This is a genomic window from Paenibacillus vandeheii (assembly GCF_030433635.1).
GTDB lineage: Bacteria > Bacillota > Bacilli > Paenibacillales > Paenibacillaceae > Paenibacillus > Paenibacillus vandeheii.
In genome coordinates this window covers 67468-83606 of the sequence record NZ_JAROCD010000008.1, presented here as the reverse complement: position 1 = coordinate 83606, position 16139 = coordinate 67468, and the positions used below count along the sequence as shown (strand labels likewise).

Annotated in this window: 10 protein-coding genes; 9 read left to right on the top strand and 1 reads right to left on the bottom strand. The window is 47.3% G+C overall.

Annotated features, from left to right (window positions below):
• Window positions 1-12 precede the first annotated feature (12 nt).
• The 9 genes from P5G61_RS16985 (at window position 13) to P5G61_RS16945 (ending at window position 14736) form a co-directional block, all read left to right on the top strand.
• Window positions 13-2583 carry a DUF5696 domain-containing protein gene (locus P5G61_RS16985; RefSeq protein WP_301247609.1) on the top strand — a complete coding sequence of 857 codons (2571 nt, stop codon included), beginning with the start codon at window positions 13-15 and terminating at the stop codon, window positions 2581-2583.
• Window positions 2580-3482, top strand: a complete 903-nt coding sequence (locus tag P5G61_RS16980; RefSeq protein WP_301247809.1) for a carbohydrate ABC transporter permease — start codon at window positions 2580-2582, stop codon at window positions 3480-3482. Before P5G61_RS16985 ends, P5G61_RS16980 begins: the two co-directional genes overlap by 4 nt.
• A 17-nt stretch (window positions 3483-3499) precedes the next feature.
• The gene (locus P5G61_RS16975; protein ID WP_301247608.1) at window positions 3500-4444 is read left to right on the top strand and encodes a carbohydrate ABC transporter permease; all 945 of its coding nucleotides are present in this window, start codon (window positions 3500-3502) and stop codon (window positions 4442-4444) included.
• A gap of 285 nt (window positions 4445-4729) precedes the next feature.
• Window positions 4730-6424, top strand: a complete 1695-nt coding sequence (locus P5G61_RS16970) for an RICIN domain-containing protein (RefSeq protein WP_301247607.1) — start codon at window positions 4730-4732, stop codon at window positions 6422-6424.
• 266 nt (window positions 6425-6690) lie between these two features.
• Window positions 6691-9009 carry a helix-turn-helix domain-containing protein gene (locus P5G61_RS16965; protein WP_301247606.1) on the top strand — a complete coding sequence of 773 codons (2319 nt, stop codon included), beginning with the start codon at window positions 6691-6693 and terminating at the stop codon, window positions 9007-9009.
• Between the two features lie 341 nt (window positions 9010-9350).
• The gene (locus P5G61_RS16960; RefSeq protein WP_435874219.1) at window positions 9351-10205 is read left to right on the top strand and encodes an ABC transporter permease; all 855 of its coding nucleotides are present in this window, start codon (window positions 9351-9353) and stop codon (window positions 10203-10205) included.
• A gap of 27 nt (window positions 10206-10232) precedes the next feature.
• Window positions 10233-11162 (top strand): carbohydrate ABC transporter permease, encoded by a 930-nt coding sequence (locus P5G61_RS16955; protein ID WP_301247604.1) that lies wholly within the window; start codon window positions 10233-10235, stop codon window positions 11160-11162.
• A gap of 34 nt (window positions 11163-11196) precedes the next feature.
• Window positions 11197-12840 (top strand): ABC transporter substrate-binding protein, encoded by a 1644-nt coding sequence (locus P5G61_RS16950; protein ID WP_301247603.1) that lies wholly within the window; start codon window positions 11197-11199, stop codon window positions 12838-12840.
• Between the two features lie 66 nt (window positions 12841-12906).
• Window positions 12907-14736, top strand: coding sequence for a beta-L-arabinofuranosidase domain-containing protein (locus tag P5G61_RS16945; RefSeq protein ID WP_301247602.1), 1830 nt, complete (start codon window positions 12907-12909; stop codon window positions 14734-14736).
• Window positions 14737-14828: 92 nt separating this feature from the next.
• On the opposite strand, the gene P5G61_RS16940 is transcribed toward P5G61_RS16945, so the two are convergent.
• The gene (locus tag P5G61_RS16940; RefSeq protein ID WP_435874218.1) at window positions 14829-15923 is read right to left on the bottom strand and encodes a family 8 glycosyl hydrolase; all 1095 of its coding nucleotides are present in this window, start codon (window positions 15921-15923) and stop codon (window positions 14829-14831) included.
• Window positions 15924-16139: the final 216 nt, after the last annotated feature.

The window sequence follows — 16139 nt, the reverse complement described above, 5'->3', positions numbered from 1 at the left end:
AGGAGAATGGAGATGATTTTGTACGTGGGCAAAAAAATGATCGTGATCCTGCTTGTATTCGTCCTGTTTCTTGGCGGATGTCAGCCCGACTCTACGCCTGTAACTAGGATGTCAGCAAATACAGATGAACAAGCAGAAGCGCCTGTGCTGCCGCCTGGTGAGAAGCTGGCCTCTTCGTTCAGCGATGCCCGTCTGCCAGATATGCTCGGGCTTGCCCAGAATGATGAGCTGCAGCTGCTCATCCAGGAGGATACAGCCGAGATTGCGGTGATTCACAAGCAAAGCGGGCAGGTCTGGCGCAGCAATCCGGAAGAGCGGAAGATCGATTCGCTTGCGTCGGGAATCAATAAGGATCTGCTGTCCGCGCAATCCAAGCTAAGCTTCTATAACAGTCTGGGTCAGAGCAGCTCGGTTAATTCCTATACGGATAGCGTGGCTCACCAGCAGATAAGCTACGAAGCATTGCCAAATGGCGTCCGGGTGAACTACCAGTTCGGAACCAATGAGAGTTCTGTGGAAGATCTGCCTGTAAAAATCAGCAAAGAGCGCTTTGAACAGAAGTTGCTTGCCATGCTCGACAAGGCAGGACAACGTGCCTTAAAGATTGGATATGCAGAGGATAAGGAAGGGGGAGTATACGTTCGGAATGACAAAGCGCTGCAGGGTCTTCAGTTAACGCGGGCTCTGAAGGCTTTTGAGACAGCAGGCTACACGTCTGAGGACCTTGAACTGGACAATGCCGAGCATGGCATCGAACAGGAAAAAAGCGGCCCCCGAATGTTTATGCTATCCATCGAATATGAGCTGGATCAGGAATCATTGGTTGTACGTGTACCTGCCTCCGGCATCCATTTTCCGGAGCAATACCCGATCAACAGTATATCCGTGCTGGATTATTTCGGGGCCGGCGCAGCGGATGAGGAAGGTTCCCTGTTTGTACCTGACGGGTCGGGAGCGCTCATTCATTTTAATAATGGAAAGGTTCAATATCCTGCCTATCAGCAGGATGTATACGGACCGGATCTGACGATGAAGCTTCGTGAAGCAGATTCCTCTGAGGAAAGAGCAAGATTGCCGGTATTCGGTCTCATTCGTGAGGGCGGCGCATTTCTTGGCATCATTGAGGAAGGAGCAGCGGTGGCCGTTGTAAATGCAGATATCAGCGGAAAGCTGAATAGCTACAACAATGTGTATCCGAGCTTTTACGTTGTAAACAAGAGTGATGTAACACTCCAGGCCAGCGACATGGTACGGACACTTCCCAAGTTCCAGAAGAAGCCAACCACATCGGATTTTGTCATCCGCTATGCCTTTGCCGGGGCAGAGAAAGCCTCATACTCCGGTCTGGCTTCCTTATATCGTGACTACTTAATCCAGACGAACGGCCTTCCTGCGAAGCAAATCGCTGAGGGAGAAAAGGATATTCCTTTTTACCTGAAGCTTATCGGCGGAATGACGACCAGGAAACATATCCTGGGCATCCCTTACGACTCTACCGAAGCGTTGACCACCTTTGATGAAGCCCGGCAGATCCTGTCGATTCTTAAGAAAAATGAAGTATCCAACATTCAGGTTCGGTATGCAGGATGGTTTAACGGAGGGCTTCAACATCAGATACCGGATTCCATCAAAGTGGATGGAGCAATTGGAGGACGAAAAGGCATGCAAGAATTCAGCGACTATGCTCGTAAGGAGGGGATTGGATTTTATCCCGATGTCGCTGTACTGAATGTGCATTCCAAGACAGGATTCAGTCCTTCCAAGGAAGCTTCACGCACACTGACGCAGGAACCTGCACTTCTATATCCGATGGACCCGGCAAGACTGCGGCGTGACCGGGATCGACTTCCGTCCTATATTCTTTCTCCGCATTTGCTGGGTGATGTGACTCAAGACATGCTGAAAGCACTCCAGCCCTATGAGCCAGGGGGGTTGTCACTGCGTGATCTGGCTGATCAAGTGAACAGTGACATGAATCCGAAGAAACTGCTGGATCGTACAGGAGCCCAAGCAGCCGTTACCGAGAGCTTGAAGCAGATTGCACAGCAAGGAATACCTGTTGTTGCCGAAGGCGGGAATGCCTATGCGCTGCCCTATGTGACAGGTCTCACGGATGCACCGATGTCCAGCAGTCGCTTCAAGCTGGAGGATGAGGAAATTCCATTCTTCCAACTGGCTGTACATGGTGGCATTAGCTATACAGGAGCTGCTTACAATCTGTCAACCTATACGGATGCGAGACAGTACGTATTAAAGCTCGTGGAGTATGGAGCAAGCCCATATTTCACCTGGTTTAATGCACCGAATCATGTTGTTAAGGAAACGGATTATGACCATCTGTACGCTGCTCATTATGAACAATGGATCGATCTGGCAGCCGAGATGTATAAAGAGGTCAATCAAGCGAATCGCCCTTTTGCAGGGCTTCACATGGTAGCACACGAGAAGCTGGCTGAAGGGGTATTTCAAACGACATACGAAAATGGAAGCTTCACTCTGGTGAATTATAACGACTTCCCGGTGCAGGCAGCGGGTCAAAACGTGGAAGCCAAAAGTTATGTGACAGGTGGTGAGCAACTCTGAAAGCGCTACTGAAAGGGAAGTGGGGACGCCGAACCTACGCTCAGCAGAAAGCGGCCTGGGGAGTAATCTATGTGCTTCCCTGGCTTGTCGGTTTTGTCCTGTTCTTTTTGGTTCCACTGCTGGCTTCGTTCCGCTACAGCCTGAGTTCGATCCAGGCGAATGCGCAGGGGATATCGATCCAGTTTACTGGTTTCGCCAACTATATCCAGGCGATGACGGTAAATACCAGCTTCAACCGGGCACTGATTGAATCCATAACAGATGTGCTCGTCAATGTGCCCCTGATCGTTATATTTAGCCTGTTCCTCGCGGTTATTCTGAATCAGAAGTTCCCGGGTCGGGCGATTGCGCGGTCCATCTTTTTCCTTCCGGTTATTCTGGCATCGGGGGTCATTATGTCACTGGAAAGCACCAGCCTGATCGAGGCTGTAAATCAGAGCAGTACCGGCGGCAGCGCTTTGGGAACCTTTGAGATTGAAAAGCTGATGCTGGATGCGGGGTTGAGCGAATGGGTCGTGACATATCTGAGCGGTGCGGTAGACCGAATATATCAGATTGTCAGTCAATCCGGTGTACAGATTCTCATATTTTTGGCAGGTATCCAAACGATATCGCCCCAGCTATATGAAGCATCCAAAATGGAAGGGGCCACTGGCTATGAAGCCTTCTGGAAAATCACGTTTCCAATGGTCAGCCCGCTCATTTTTGTGAACGTCATCTATACCATCGTCGATTCTTTTGCAAACAACGCCATGACCAAGCTTATTCGCGATACAGGCTTTGTTAAATTTGATTTTGGATTAAGCTCAGCCATGGCATGGGTTTACTTCCTGGCTATCGCCGTCATTCTGGTGATCGTTTCACTTATTTTCTCCAAACGTGTCTTCTATCAAGATTAGAAAAGGGGGTATGCGCGTTGATAATATCAAGGCTGTTGTCGCTGGAGCAGTGGAAAAGCTGGCTGTGGTCGGTTGTGAGGCTCACACTGATTGCTGGACTATCCTTCGTTATTTTGTTTCCTATCTTTCAGAAAATATCAACGTCCATCAAGGATAAAAGTGATTTGTATTCGGCTGTTGTCGTCTGGATCCCACAGAATTTCTCCATTGACAATTTCCGAGAGGCTATCCGTGTCATGGATTACTGGGCAACGCTGTTCAATACGTTTGCGTTGTCCGCAACAACGACTATTTTGACCACGCTTTCCTGTGCACTCGCTGGATACGGATTTGCCCGTTTGAAGTTTAAGGGAAGTAATCTGTTGTTTGCGGGAGTCATTCTGACCATATTGGTTCCACCCACCACGATCCTGATCCCGGTGTATCTGAATCTAAAGAGCTTCGATCTCATGGGACTGATGTCGCTGATTGCAGGCAAACCCGTCAATCTGCTGAATACGTACTGGCCGTTTATTCTGACTGCCATAACAGCCAATTCGCTCAAAGCAGGTTTGTATATATTTATCTTTCGCCAATTTTTCAGGGGCATTCCCAAAGAGGTGGAGGAAGCGGCTTACGTCGATGGTGCTGGCATCAGCCGAACCTTTGCACGCATCATGCTGCCAAACGCAATTCCGTCCATTGTTACCGTGCTGCTCTTTTCCTTCGTGTGGCAATGGAATGACAGCTTCTACACGACAACCTATCTGACGTCCAGTAAAGTGATGTCAACACAACTGTCCTCTCTTCCGTACAATCTGGCCCAGCAGGTAAGCGATGGTGCATCCAAGGCGGATCCATTCTATCTAAGCATGATTCAGGATACAGGCATTTTGCTGGCCATCCTGCCTTTAATCATCATTTACCTGTTTGTACAGCGTTATTTCGTTGAGAGTGTTGAACGTACAGGCATCGTTGGATGAAGTCCAACTAGAGGATATTTACACTGGCACTCGGTTGACAGAATAACCTTCCGATCGCTGTTATCCCCAGATTTTTTTGATTCCCTTCTCCTAAGGGGAAAATCCGGGGATAGCGTATGCTTCCGATGCAGCTTTCTTTCAGAAAGCTTTTAGGTGAACGCTTCGCTTCTCCAGGTTTTTTCTGTCCTCTCCGTTATTGTGTAAAAGTTTAGTTGAACAGATATAGGAGAGGAGGTGTTGCCGTCCGTTTCATCGCTTCAAAACTTAAAAACAGGAGGGATTATATTGAAAAAATTGTTGATGTCATTGAAATTCATGCTCGTTCTTGCTCTGCTGTTGTCCATTACACCACTTGGATCGGACCGTGCGGAGGCATGGGTCGGTATGCCAATGGGCAAACTGCACGTGAATGGAAAGAATTTGGTTAACAGCAATAATCAGCCCGTCTTACTAAGTGGTTGGCATCAGCCTTCAGGTGCTTATTGGACTTACCAGAACAGCAATTATTATCTGAATCTTCATGGCAACAACCGCCATGCTGCCACATTGGCTTATCTGAAAGACATTACGGATACGTTCACAAGTACAAGTCCAAAATACGGAAGCAGCCACGGCTGGAATATGAATCAGATTCGTCTGTTCATTGACCGTGAGGACATGGGTGATGTGGCAGCAGGTACTTACAATTTTGCAGGTGTACAAACGGTAACGCAGAATGTCATTATCCCTTATATCCAATACGCTAAAACGAAAGGCGTCTATGTTACGCTCGGTCTTGATTTCACATTAAAGGATGATCAGGCTACCACTTCAGCCAATCTGCAAAAATTCAACGAAATCTGGGGTTATCTCGCTTCCCGGCCGGAAATCAAAAGTGCAGACAACGTACATTTCGAGCTGATCAATGAGCCGGTTAAATCGTATGCTAACGGCCATTGGGGTGGCTATAATGGCGAGAACGACTTTGTGGACCACTGGAACGATTTGCGCAATTTCCAGAATTCCATCATCTCGACCATCCGGAGCCAAGGCGCGGATAATGTTATCTGGGCCGCTGGTCTGGGATATAACCAATTCTACAGTTTGACAGCAAGCCATCCGTTGACAGACCCGCTCAACAATTACGGTTATGCGGTTCACTGGTATCCAGGGTATGGAGCGCATGACAACATGTCCATTCTTCAAGATCAATGGAATACCAATGTAAAGGCAGCGGCCGATAAATATCCGATCAACATTACCGAAGTAACATGGTTTAAAACGAAAGCAGGCGACTCCGAATACTGGAATCTGTTCAATGGCAGCAATGAGGGCTTTGGTAACAATACGAAGACCATTTTCAACGCGGCAGGCAATGTCAGTATTGCAGCTCACATGAACGGTTTTATTCTCGATGCTGGACAACGAAGCTCCTTTGCCGATCCTACGGCTGGCCTGAAATGGGACGGCGATGCTTCACGGAGCGCGATGGGCAGATTCCTCTTCAATTGGTTTTATGAACGTGCTCAGACCTATCCAAACGGCGGCACTCCATCAACTGGCCTGATTCCTGGGGCGACATACAAGATTGTGGCCAGACATTCAGGCAAAGTAATTGATGTACCGGGTGGCGTAAACGAGAACAATTTGCAGCTTCAGCAATGGTCCGATCTGGGAGGCAATCCTCAAAAGTGGGTCCTGAATCAAATAGCTAGCGGAATTTACAGTTTGACGAGTGTGAATTCGCCCGATAAGGTCATCGACATTCGGAATGGAACCAGCAACAACGGAGAAGCGGTTCAGCTTATGAGCAATTTGAATACCACAGCGCAGCATTTCAAAATCAATGATCTGGGCAATGGATACTGGAGTATTATAAATGTGAATAGCAATAAAGCCGTTGAAGTAGCAGGTTCTGCGACGACAGATGGTGCAAAATTGCAGCAAAACGATTACACAGGCGCAACCAACCAGCAATGGAAGTTTGTAGCTGTTAATTAAAAAACATGTACAAGCAGGACCTCCCAAGCCATAATATGGCCGTGGAGGTCCTTATTTGTATTCAGGGTGGAAATCAGCAAAAACATTAAAAACGAGCATACGGATCAGACGTAGCGGGTTCTCTTCTATTTAACGATATGGGGTCTTGTCATGGGATTTTAAGGATTTGTACCCAAAAGCAGAAGTTGTACCTTCACCTTGTGCAAATGAAAGGTGTATCATTAACAAAAAAGATTTGTAAACGCTTACGAAAGAAGGAGGTACATATGCAGCGCTTATGGTTCAAATTCTCGCCGTTGTTCCGCAGATTCATGATTTCTTATCTTATTATTCTCATGATTCCTCAAATTGCCGGATATGCCTCCTATAGAGCATCCATTGAAGCAGCGAGGACAAGTTCTATTGAGAACAGCTTAAAATCACTCAATCTTGGCAAAGAAATTATTGAACGAAATCTCATGCAGGTCGAGGATTTCACGAGACAGTTGGCCATTAACCAGGATTTATACCGTTTAATAGCCGATCCCAAGCCGCACGACGCTAATAATGTCTACGGTTTGAGCCGTATGCAGCGCAGTCTGTCCATGTACAGCAGCACCAATGATTATTTGTCTCATTTCTTCATCTATATCCCGAACTATAATGTCATTATTACGCCTACAACGGTTTACTACCGACCTGAACATTATTTTGCTGCCAATCGCCTGGAAGGCATGACGTTCGAAGAGTGGAAAGAGAACGTATTAAAAAAGCCTCATTTAAACGAAATCATTCCCCTACAAAACTATAAAAAGGAGATTCGCAGTAATGTGCTTGTGGACGCTCCTGCCATTACGTTTCTTCAATCGCTTCCATTAAATAGCTTTAACAAACCACAGGCTACAATCGGCGTAATGATTGATGAGAATAAAATGGCGAGCCTGACTCACCATATTGTGGAGCAATATGGAGGATGGACACTGGTGACAGACTCCAATGGAAATATCATTTTTTCGAGCGGCTTGAATAAAGACGAGGCGAAAAAATTAAAGGGTATGACGGCCAGCAAGGACGATGAAGCGAAGCCTATGGGCGACGGACGTCTGCTGATTTCCATTCACTCCAATCAAAACGGCTGGAATTACATGGCTGGCATCCCCGAACGTGCGCTTATGGTCAAAGCAGACCAAATCAAGCAGGTTACCTTTACCTTTACGCTAGCAACGCTTGGTTTCGGATTGTTGATCGGGCTTCTGCTGGCTTATCGAAACAGCGCTCCGATTCATCGGCTTCTGTCCGTGTTCCGGGAGCAGGATATTGGGCTGCCTGGAAAAACAAACAACGAATACGACTTTTTGGCCAGCAACATTACGAGTCTCATTACGAACAACCATCTTCTCAAGAACGCATTGAATGAGCAGCTCCCGATGCTGCGGGACGGGTTCATTAAACGTCTGCTTACCGGAGAGTTTTACACAACGCGCGAGCTGGAGGCCATCTCTTCCCAGACAGGTATTTCGCTTCAAACCAGCTGGGGCTTTGTGGGGATCCTGAAGGTAGACGGTTATGGCAGTCCGGATAGCGAAGAAATTATTCAAGAACTAAGCGTTGCGAGGCTCATCGTGCGCGAAGCCATGACGGCGTGGAATTCCGAAGTGCTGATAACAGACTGGGGAACGGATCAGATTGCTTTTGTGTATCCCCTAAGCGGAGATTCTTCGGATAAAGCCCTGCATCCATGTGAAGCTGAACTGGAAAAACTGACGCATGCGGTGTACCGGGACTACCGGGTATCGACCACAATTGGAACGGGCTCTTCTTATGATGTATGGAATGACGTTGGCCGTTCGTTCAATGAGGCAAGACACGCGCTGGAATATGCCCTTCACACTGGAAAGGACCATATGATGAAATTCGAGGATGCGGTGAAGGAAACGGAACTGTACTATTATCCGATTGAGTCTGAACAACGGCTGCTAAATACGCTCAAGGTCGGAGAACTGGAAGAATCGAACCGTATTTTGGATCAGTTGTTCAGCCGAAACTTCACAGAGCGAGAGCTGTCGTATGACATGACACAGCAGTTCATCATGGAATTGAAGGGAACATTTCTGAAGCTGGAACCAAAGATTATGATGGAAGAATCGCTTGTGGAGGAGCTTAAAGATCGAATTTCGGCGATTCAGGTGACGGATAAGGTTGCCATACTTCAGAGTAAGTTCCATCATCTGGCGAAAGACGTATGCCAAGACGTTCAACGTCGAAAATCCAACATGCATGCCGGATTTGTTAACGAAACGATTGTATATATCAAGGAGCGTTATGCTGATGCCAACTTGACGGTGTACCGGATTGCGGAACATATGGGCAAACCGGAAAAGTATATATCTCAGTTATTCAAGGAACATACCGGGGAGAACCTTTCCGATTATGTGGAAGTGGTGCGAATCAACAAAGCCGCTGAGCTGCTACGGGAGAGTCAGCAGACCATTGATGAAATCGCATTAGCAACCGGATATAACAGCGCGCATTCGTTCCGAAGAGCCTTCAAACGGGTTCGAGGTGTCTTGCCTAGTGCATTTCGACAGATGCATGATCCCATTTAAATCAAGCAGGAGGTATCCATCTTGATAAAACAAAGCGGAAACCACAGGAAAACCCTGGTGTAATCCAAGGGAATATCAGGCCTCCCAGCCTTCTTGACTGGAATCGTACCTCATTTTGTAAAGTGTACCTTTACGCAACCGGGTATGCACTTTTATGATTACGAGCAAGAAAGCGCTATCAAATTGGGAAAGGCTTATTTCCGATAGGCCACCTACTGGGGGGGATGACTCTGAGAACGACAATTTCGAATGGCAAAACGGTTGTTAAAGAAGGCAGGCGATCCGCATTGAAGCTGGCCTTGTCCAAGAGCTGGAGGAGGCACTGGCAGCTTTACTTGCTGATTATTCCTCCTGTCGCATATTTTATCATTTTCAAGTACGTGCCTATGGTTAACGCAGTGCTCGCTTTCAAGGATTACAACGTGATCAAGGGAATTTGGGGAAGTCCGTGGGTAGGTACCAAATATTTTGAGTTACTTTTCCAAAACCCCGCATTCGCTACCTTGATCAAAAACACGCTGTACATTTCGTTCTACAGTTTAATTGTCGGTTTTCCGGTTCCTATATTGCTGGCACTGGCACTGAACGAAGTGAAGAACGCCAAATTCAAGAAAACGGTACAGATGGTTACTTACGCCCCTTACTTTATTTCTACGGTTGTGATGGTATCCATTATCATGATGTTTCTTTCGCCGCGGCTTGGCATTGTTAACACCATCGCAGGTGCGCTGGGTTTGGAGGCCATCAATTTTCTTGGAGAGCCGGGCATGTTCCGATCCATCTATGTATTTTCTGATGTTTGGCAGAGCATGGGATATTCGGCGGTCATCTATTTGGCAGCCCTGTCGGGCATAGATCCTTCATTGTACGAGGCTGCCAAGGTTGACGGTGCTAACCGATTTCAGAAAATGGTGAATATCGATCTGCCCGGCCTGCTGCCAGCGGCGGTTATTATCCTGATCCTGAGCGTTGGAAACATCATGGCAGTCGGGTTCGAGAAAATCTATTTGTTGCAAAACCCGCTGAACCTGTCCGCTTCGGAAATCATCTCTACCTATGTGTACAAAATGGGATTGCTTAACGCCAATTACAGCTTCGCTACCGCTGTTGGCCTCTTCAATTCGCTTATTAACCTGATTCTGTTGTTAACAGTCAATGCAGCCGCCAAGCGTCTGTCCAATACAAGCTTGTGGTAATGCGGAAAAAGGGAGGAGTTCCACACGATGAGCAAGTTGCTATCTCAAGCCAACCGTTCGGCGGTTAAGCAGGGGAGTACGATCAGAGAATCTTTAGGAGACCGAGTGTTCATGGCTATCATCTACATTGTTCTGACGGTGGTCTTGATTGCTGTACTCTATCCGTTGATCTATATCGTAAGCTCTTCTTTGAGCAGTCCCGCAGCGGTTTCCTCCGGAAAAGTCTGGCTGTGGCCCATTGATTTGACACTGGACGGCTATAAGTCGGTTATGCGCAACGATCAGGTTATTATGGGTTACGCCAATTCGTTATTTTATACCGCAATCGGAACACTGATTAGTGTAGCGTTGACCATTATGATTGCTTATCCACTTTCCAAAAAAACCTTTGTTGGGCGCAGCCCTCTCATGATGTTTGTTACGTTCACCATGCTATTCTCCGGCGGCTTGATCCCAACTTATCTGGTGGTCAAATCGATGGGACTGATCGATACTCGCTGGGCCCTGCTGATTCCTAATGCCATTTGGGTGTGGCAAGTGATCATCGCACGTACCTTTTTTCAAAATTCAATCCCTGAAGAGCTGTCCGAGGCAGCTGATATTGACGGGTGCAGCGATATCCGTTTCATCTTCAGCGTCATTCTACCTCTTGCCAAACCCATCATTGCCGTTCTGTCGTTGATGTATGCCGTTGGACAGTGGAACGCATATTTTGATGCCCTAATCTATTTAAAAACGCAATCGCTCTATCCGCTTCAGTTGATTCTCCGCAGCATTCTGATTCTGAGCAACGGCACGAGTAACATGAATTTGGGGGAGATGGTGAAACAGCAGCAAATGGCCGAGTTGATGAAGTTTTCACTAATTGTTATGGCCAGCTTGCCCGTACTTGTTATTTATCCGTTTGTTCAGCGATATTTCGTTCAGGGCATGTTGATTGGCTCCGTTAAGGGCTAGTTCATTCCAATCATTCATAAGGGAGAGGGTCTTTTTGAGAAAAACAGGGTCATTTGTACTTGCATGTTTGTTGTTTCTGTCTGCGGTACTTGCGGGATGTTCAACTCTAGGCAGCGGGGAAAAGGGGGACGGCGCTTCATCCGGGGACAATGTGTCCATTAACGTGTTCGCTCACCAAGGTTCGGATACCAACCTTCAGACGAACAAGTTTACAGAGAAAATGGAAGAGAAGTTCAACATCAAGATAAACTGGACGACCGTTCCTTTTGATGGTGCAGCTGAAAAAAGACAGATTTCACTAGCTTCGGGCGACTACCCGGACCTGTATTTGCTCATTCCATGGGTGGACCGTTTTTCTCAAACAGACTTGTTGAAATTTGGCCAGCAAGGTGTCATTGTGCCGCTCAACGATCTGATTGACCAATATGCGCCGAATATCAAAAAGGTACTGGACAGCAGTGAGTACTATAAAGCGATGAATACGGCGCCCGACGGCAATATTTACGGTCTGACGGGCTTGAATGAATGTTTCCACTGTTCCTATCCGAACAAGATGTGGATGAATACCAAGTGGCTAAAACAGCTCGGATTATCCGAGCCCACAACGACAGAGGAATTTAAGGAAGTGCTGAAAGCATTCAAAACAAAGGACCCGAACGGCAACGGTAAAGCCGATGAAGTCCCGCTTAGCGGCTCCATTGAAAATTTCGGCGTGCACATCATTCCGTACTTGATGAATGGGTTTATCTACGATGATGACAGAACCTATCTGATTGTAAAGGATGGCCGGGTTGAGACGGTTGCAAGCAAACCGGAGTGGAAGGAAGGACTTGCCTATATCAAGTCGCTGTACGATGAAGGTTTGATCGACCCGGGTGCCTTCACGCAAAATGTCGGGGCCTTCAAAAAGATCGGAGATAACGCGGATGCGCAGCTTCTTGGCGCAGGTGCGGCCATGCACCCGTCTCTTTTTGTTAACACTGCCGAGGACTCTCCTTATGGGAAAGATTATAATCCGATCCCTCCGTTGAAAGGGCCGCATGCCAATTATGCGACCTACAACTATCCGATCGATCCCGGTGCTTCTTTTGTACTGACAAACAAAGCTAGCGAAGAAACACAGATTGCAGCCATAAAAATGCTGGATTATCTCTACACAGAGGAAGGAGCCATGAGCGCATATCTGGGTGAGGAGGGCACAAGCTGGCGCAAGCCACAAGAAGGTGAGGTTGCCCTCAATGAACAGGTGCAGCCGCTCTACAAAGCCATTCCACTGCCAACAGGAGCGGAGCCACGCAATGACAGCTGGGCTGCGCTGAGTCAGTACAATCACCATCGGGCATACCGTGATGCCGAAGTGCAGGGCAAGGACATCTATGCAGGTGACGGATATGAACGCCGACTTTATGAGGCAACACTGCTGATGGAAGGCAAAGAACCCGATGAAGTTTTCCCACATTGGGCATTGTGGGTGGACCCGGCAAACGCCGATGAAACAAGCATGATGCAGACGAATCTCAAGGATTATATTGACCAGAATGCCCTGCAATTCATTACAGGTGCGAAGAGTCTGGATAAGGATTGGGACGATTACGTGAAAGGGCTGGAGGGCCTGAACATTAAGCGTTATCTGGAAATTATGCAGTCCTCGTATGATTCTTCATCCATTTCCAAATAAGAAGAACTGGTCTGAATTTAGTTGTACCCTTCTCATGTATCTTTATGGACAGGAGGTAATCCAATATTGTTTGAAAACTTTGGCCTGAATGAAGTGCAGCTGAATGGAGAAGACTTCACTACCCGAAGGCAGCTTGTCAAATCGTACATGACTTCATTTGATATTAACCGGCTTATGCACACATTCAGAATTAATGCGGGGACTGCTTCTCATGCCGAGCCGTTGGGTGGCTGGGAAGCTGAGGATTGTGCCCTGAGAGGACACTTTGTGGGACATTTTCTGTCGGCTTGCGCCAAGTTTGCCTTTGCTGATCAGGATCAGGCACTTCACAACAAAGCCAGCGAGATTGTTGACATTATGGAATTCTGTGCTCGGCCTAACGGATATGTGAGCGCATTTGGGGAAGATCAGCTCGATCTGTTGGAGAACGAGGAGAACCGGAAAGTATGGGCTCCATATTATACTTTGCACAAAATCATGCAGGGACTTATAGATTGCCATGTGTACCTGAATAACTCGAATGCACTGAAGGTTGCCGTGAACCTGGCCCATTATATTCATGGGCGGTTCGCGAAACTTTCCTTCTGGAAGATTGACGGTATTCTGCGCTGTACCAGATTGAACCCGATGAATGAGTTTGGAGGCATGGGAGACGCGCTGTATTCCCTGTACGACCTCACACTTGATGCTAAATTGCTTGAGCTGGCGCGTCTGTTCGACAGGGATTATTTCATCGGTTCGCTTGCAAAGGGTCAGGACGTGCTTGAGAATCTGCATGCTAATACCCATCTGCCGATGGTTATCACAGCCTTGCATCGTTATGAGATTACCGGCGAGGAACAATATAAAACAGCCTCGCTACATTTCTACGAGTATGTGCAAGGGAGAACGTTTGTGAACGGTAATAGCAGCTCGAAGGCGACCGCCTATATAGAAGGTGGCGTTTCCGAAAAATCGGAGCATTGGGGCGAGGATGGGAGACTTGAGGATGCATTGACAGGCGGTGAAAGTGAGAGCTGCTGCGCGCATAATACAGAGCGAATACTGGAAAGAATGGTAAGACTGTCCGGGACGGTAAAATATCTGGATCATATGGAGCAGTTGAAATACAATGCCATTTTGAACAGTGCGAGCTGCAAAACAGGACTATCACAATACCATCAGCCAATGGGAAGAGGCGCATCCAAAAGCTTCAGCACCCCGTACAGCGATTTTTGGTGTTGTACCGGGAGCGGGGTGGAAGCTATGAGCGAGTTGCAAAAGAACATCTGGTTCAAAAGTGGAAATATGCTGCTGCTGAATGCATTCATATCATCTACGGTGGTATGGGATGAACAGCAAGCCCGAATTACACAGTATACCGATTTTCCTGACGGACTTGCGTCTACACTTCTGATTGAGCTAGATGAGCTAGCCCAGCCTGTGATCTTTACATTGATGTTAAAGGAAAAGGCTGTCAAATCGGTGAAGATTAACTCTGTTCCGGTTCATGTCCAAAAGGAAAACGGATATATCATTATTCAGCGTGAGTTCCAACATGGAGATATGCTCGACATCGAAATCAATGCGTATTTGCATTTGGTTCCACTCCAAGGCTCAAAGAACATGGCAGCAGTGATGTATGGTAGCATTCTGCTGGCGCAGTTGGGGCAGGCTGAACTGCCAAAGGGAATATCCAAAGATGATTTTTGCGAGAGAATGAGCAGACTTCCCCAGCATGAATTAGCCTTCAGTATAGAGGATGAAGAGGGGGTCTCAGTGAAATTTATCCCGCTGTTTCGCGTGGAGGAAGAAACGTATTCCGTCTATCTCAATTTGGATAATCGTTCTTCTGAAGCCAAACGGTTCTCGCTTGCCGAGGTGGGCAGAGGTGACATTCAACTGCAAGGGATGTAATAACCAAACGTTCCCGGTTCGCAAGAAGGGCATGCGACCGGGAACGAGGTATTTAGGAATGGAATAGGTGGAAAGATGGGCATTCACTACATTTAATAGATGCGATAATTGCCACTCAAAGCCAGCAGACTGAAGAAATAAAGACAGTTGTCATAGTATCGGCGCTCACCTTGGCGCAGCGGCGTTTTCCAAAACTGGTGCACAAACTGGCTGGCATGTGGGCCGTCCGCGGCCAAAGAAGCCATGGCATTGGTGGCTAGAAGTCCAACAGGATGCAGTGATGGTTCGTCGAAAGGTTCACCCTCGATGGTGTAACGACGATAATCGGATACTTCAATATCACTGAAAAATGCCTGTATCCGATTGGACTGCTGCACTTGCCAACGATCTTTGGCAAACCATTCCCAGTCAAGGGCTATGTTGGCTGCAACCCGGTAAGCGTCACTGTAAAAATGTCTGAAATCTCCATGACGCTGCGGCGGTGCGGGTGTGCCGTCAAAATTGGCGTACTCGGGCGAAAGTCCGGTCACCGGGTGACACGCTTTGTGCAGATACGCCCGGCTGGCTGATGCAGCCTCTCTCCAAAAAGCTTGATCGCACTCATCTGCGTATTTCGCGAACAGTTCATAAAAATGGGGTAGATGATAGGACGGGTCACTAAACGGTGATTCCGGTATGAATTTGATTAATTTCGTTTCCGGGTCCCACATCGGATCGCCTTCGCCATGTTCTCCTTGATGCAGGCATGCATGTAATATTGTTCTCGCTTGCTCTGCATAATCATATGGCGCAGGTCCATCTCCCCAGCGGTTGGAGGCAAAGAAAAGGGCCATCGCAAAAAATTCTTCACCGTCCGGTGCGGGCCCTTGCGATATCCGCGTGCCATCAGGTTTGCAATGCCATGCAAAATAATTCTTGTATCGACCTTCCGCATGCTGCATGAATGTTTTCGAGAAATTCCAGAGTCGATCGAACTCTTCTTTTTTGTTCATTTGCACAGCCATCATCATGCCGTAAGACATGCCTTCGGAACGCACATCAAGATTGCCAGTGTCAAGCATGTATCCTTTGTCCTCACCCATGGGGTGATAGATGCGCGTATCCGGGTCACCGTAGAACAGTTCGTTCCAAGTGTCCTCGATTCTTGCCTTGATTTCCTCATCCATATAACCGAGTTCCAAAAACATATTTCTGTATTCAGAGGTAGTGTAAGCGCCTTCAATAGTGTGAGTCAAATTCGTTTCCTCCTTATAGTCAATCATACTTGCTAAAGTATATCATGCGAGCTACTTATCAAATTAAAGCATTCACTTATAAAATTACAGTATTTTGGCCCGAGCTATTGGCATGAAGAAAAATATACATATCATGAAAGAGTACTGATTGGTCGGATTACGTCATTT

Coding starts and splice junctions, on each gene's coding strand:
- P5G61_RS16985 (WP_301247609.1), top strand. CDS start 13: ATGATTTTGTACGTGGGCAAAAAAATGATCGTGATCCTGCTTGTATTC.
- P5G61_RS16965 (WP_301247606.1), top strand. CDS start 6,691: ATGCAGCGCTTATGGTTCAAATTCTCGCCGTTGTTCCGCAGATTCATG.
- P5G61_RS16955 (WP_301247604.1), top strand. CDS start 10,233: ATGAGCAAGTTGCTATCTCAAGCCAACCGTTCGGCGGTTAAGCAGGGG.
- P5G61_RS16940 (WP_435874218.1), bottom strand. CDS start 15,923: ATGTTTTTGGAACTCGGTTATATGGATGAGGAAATCAAGGCAAGAATC.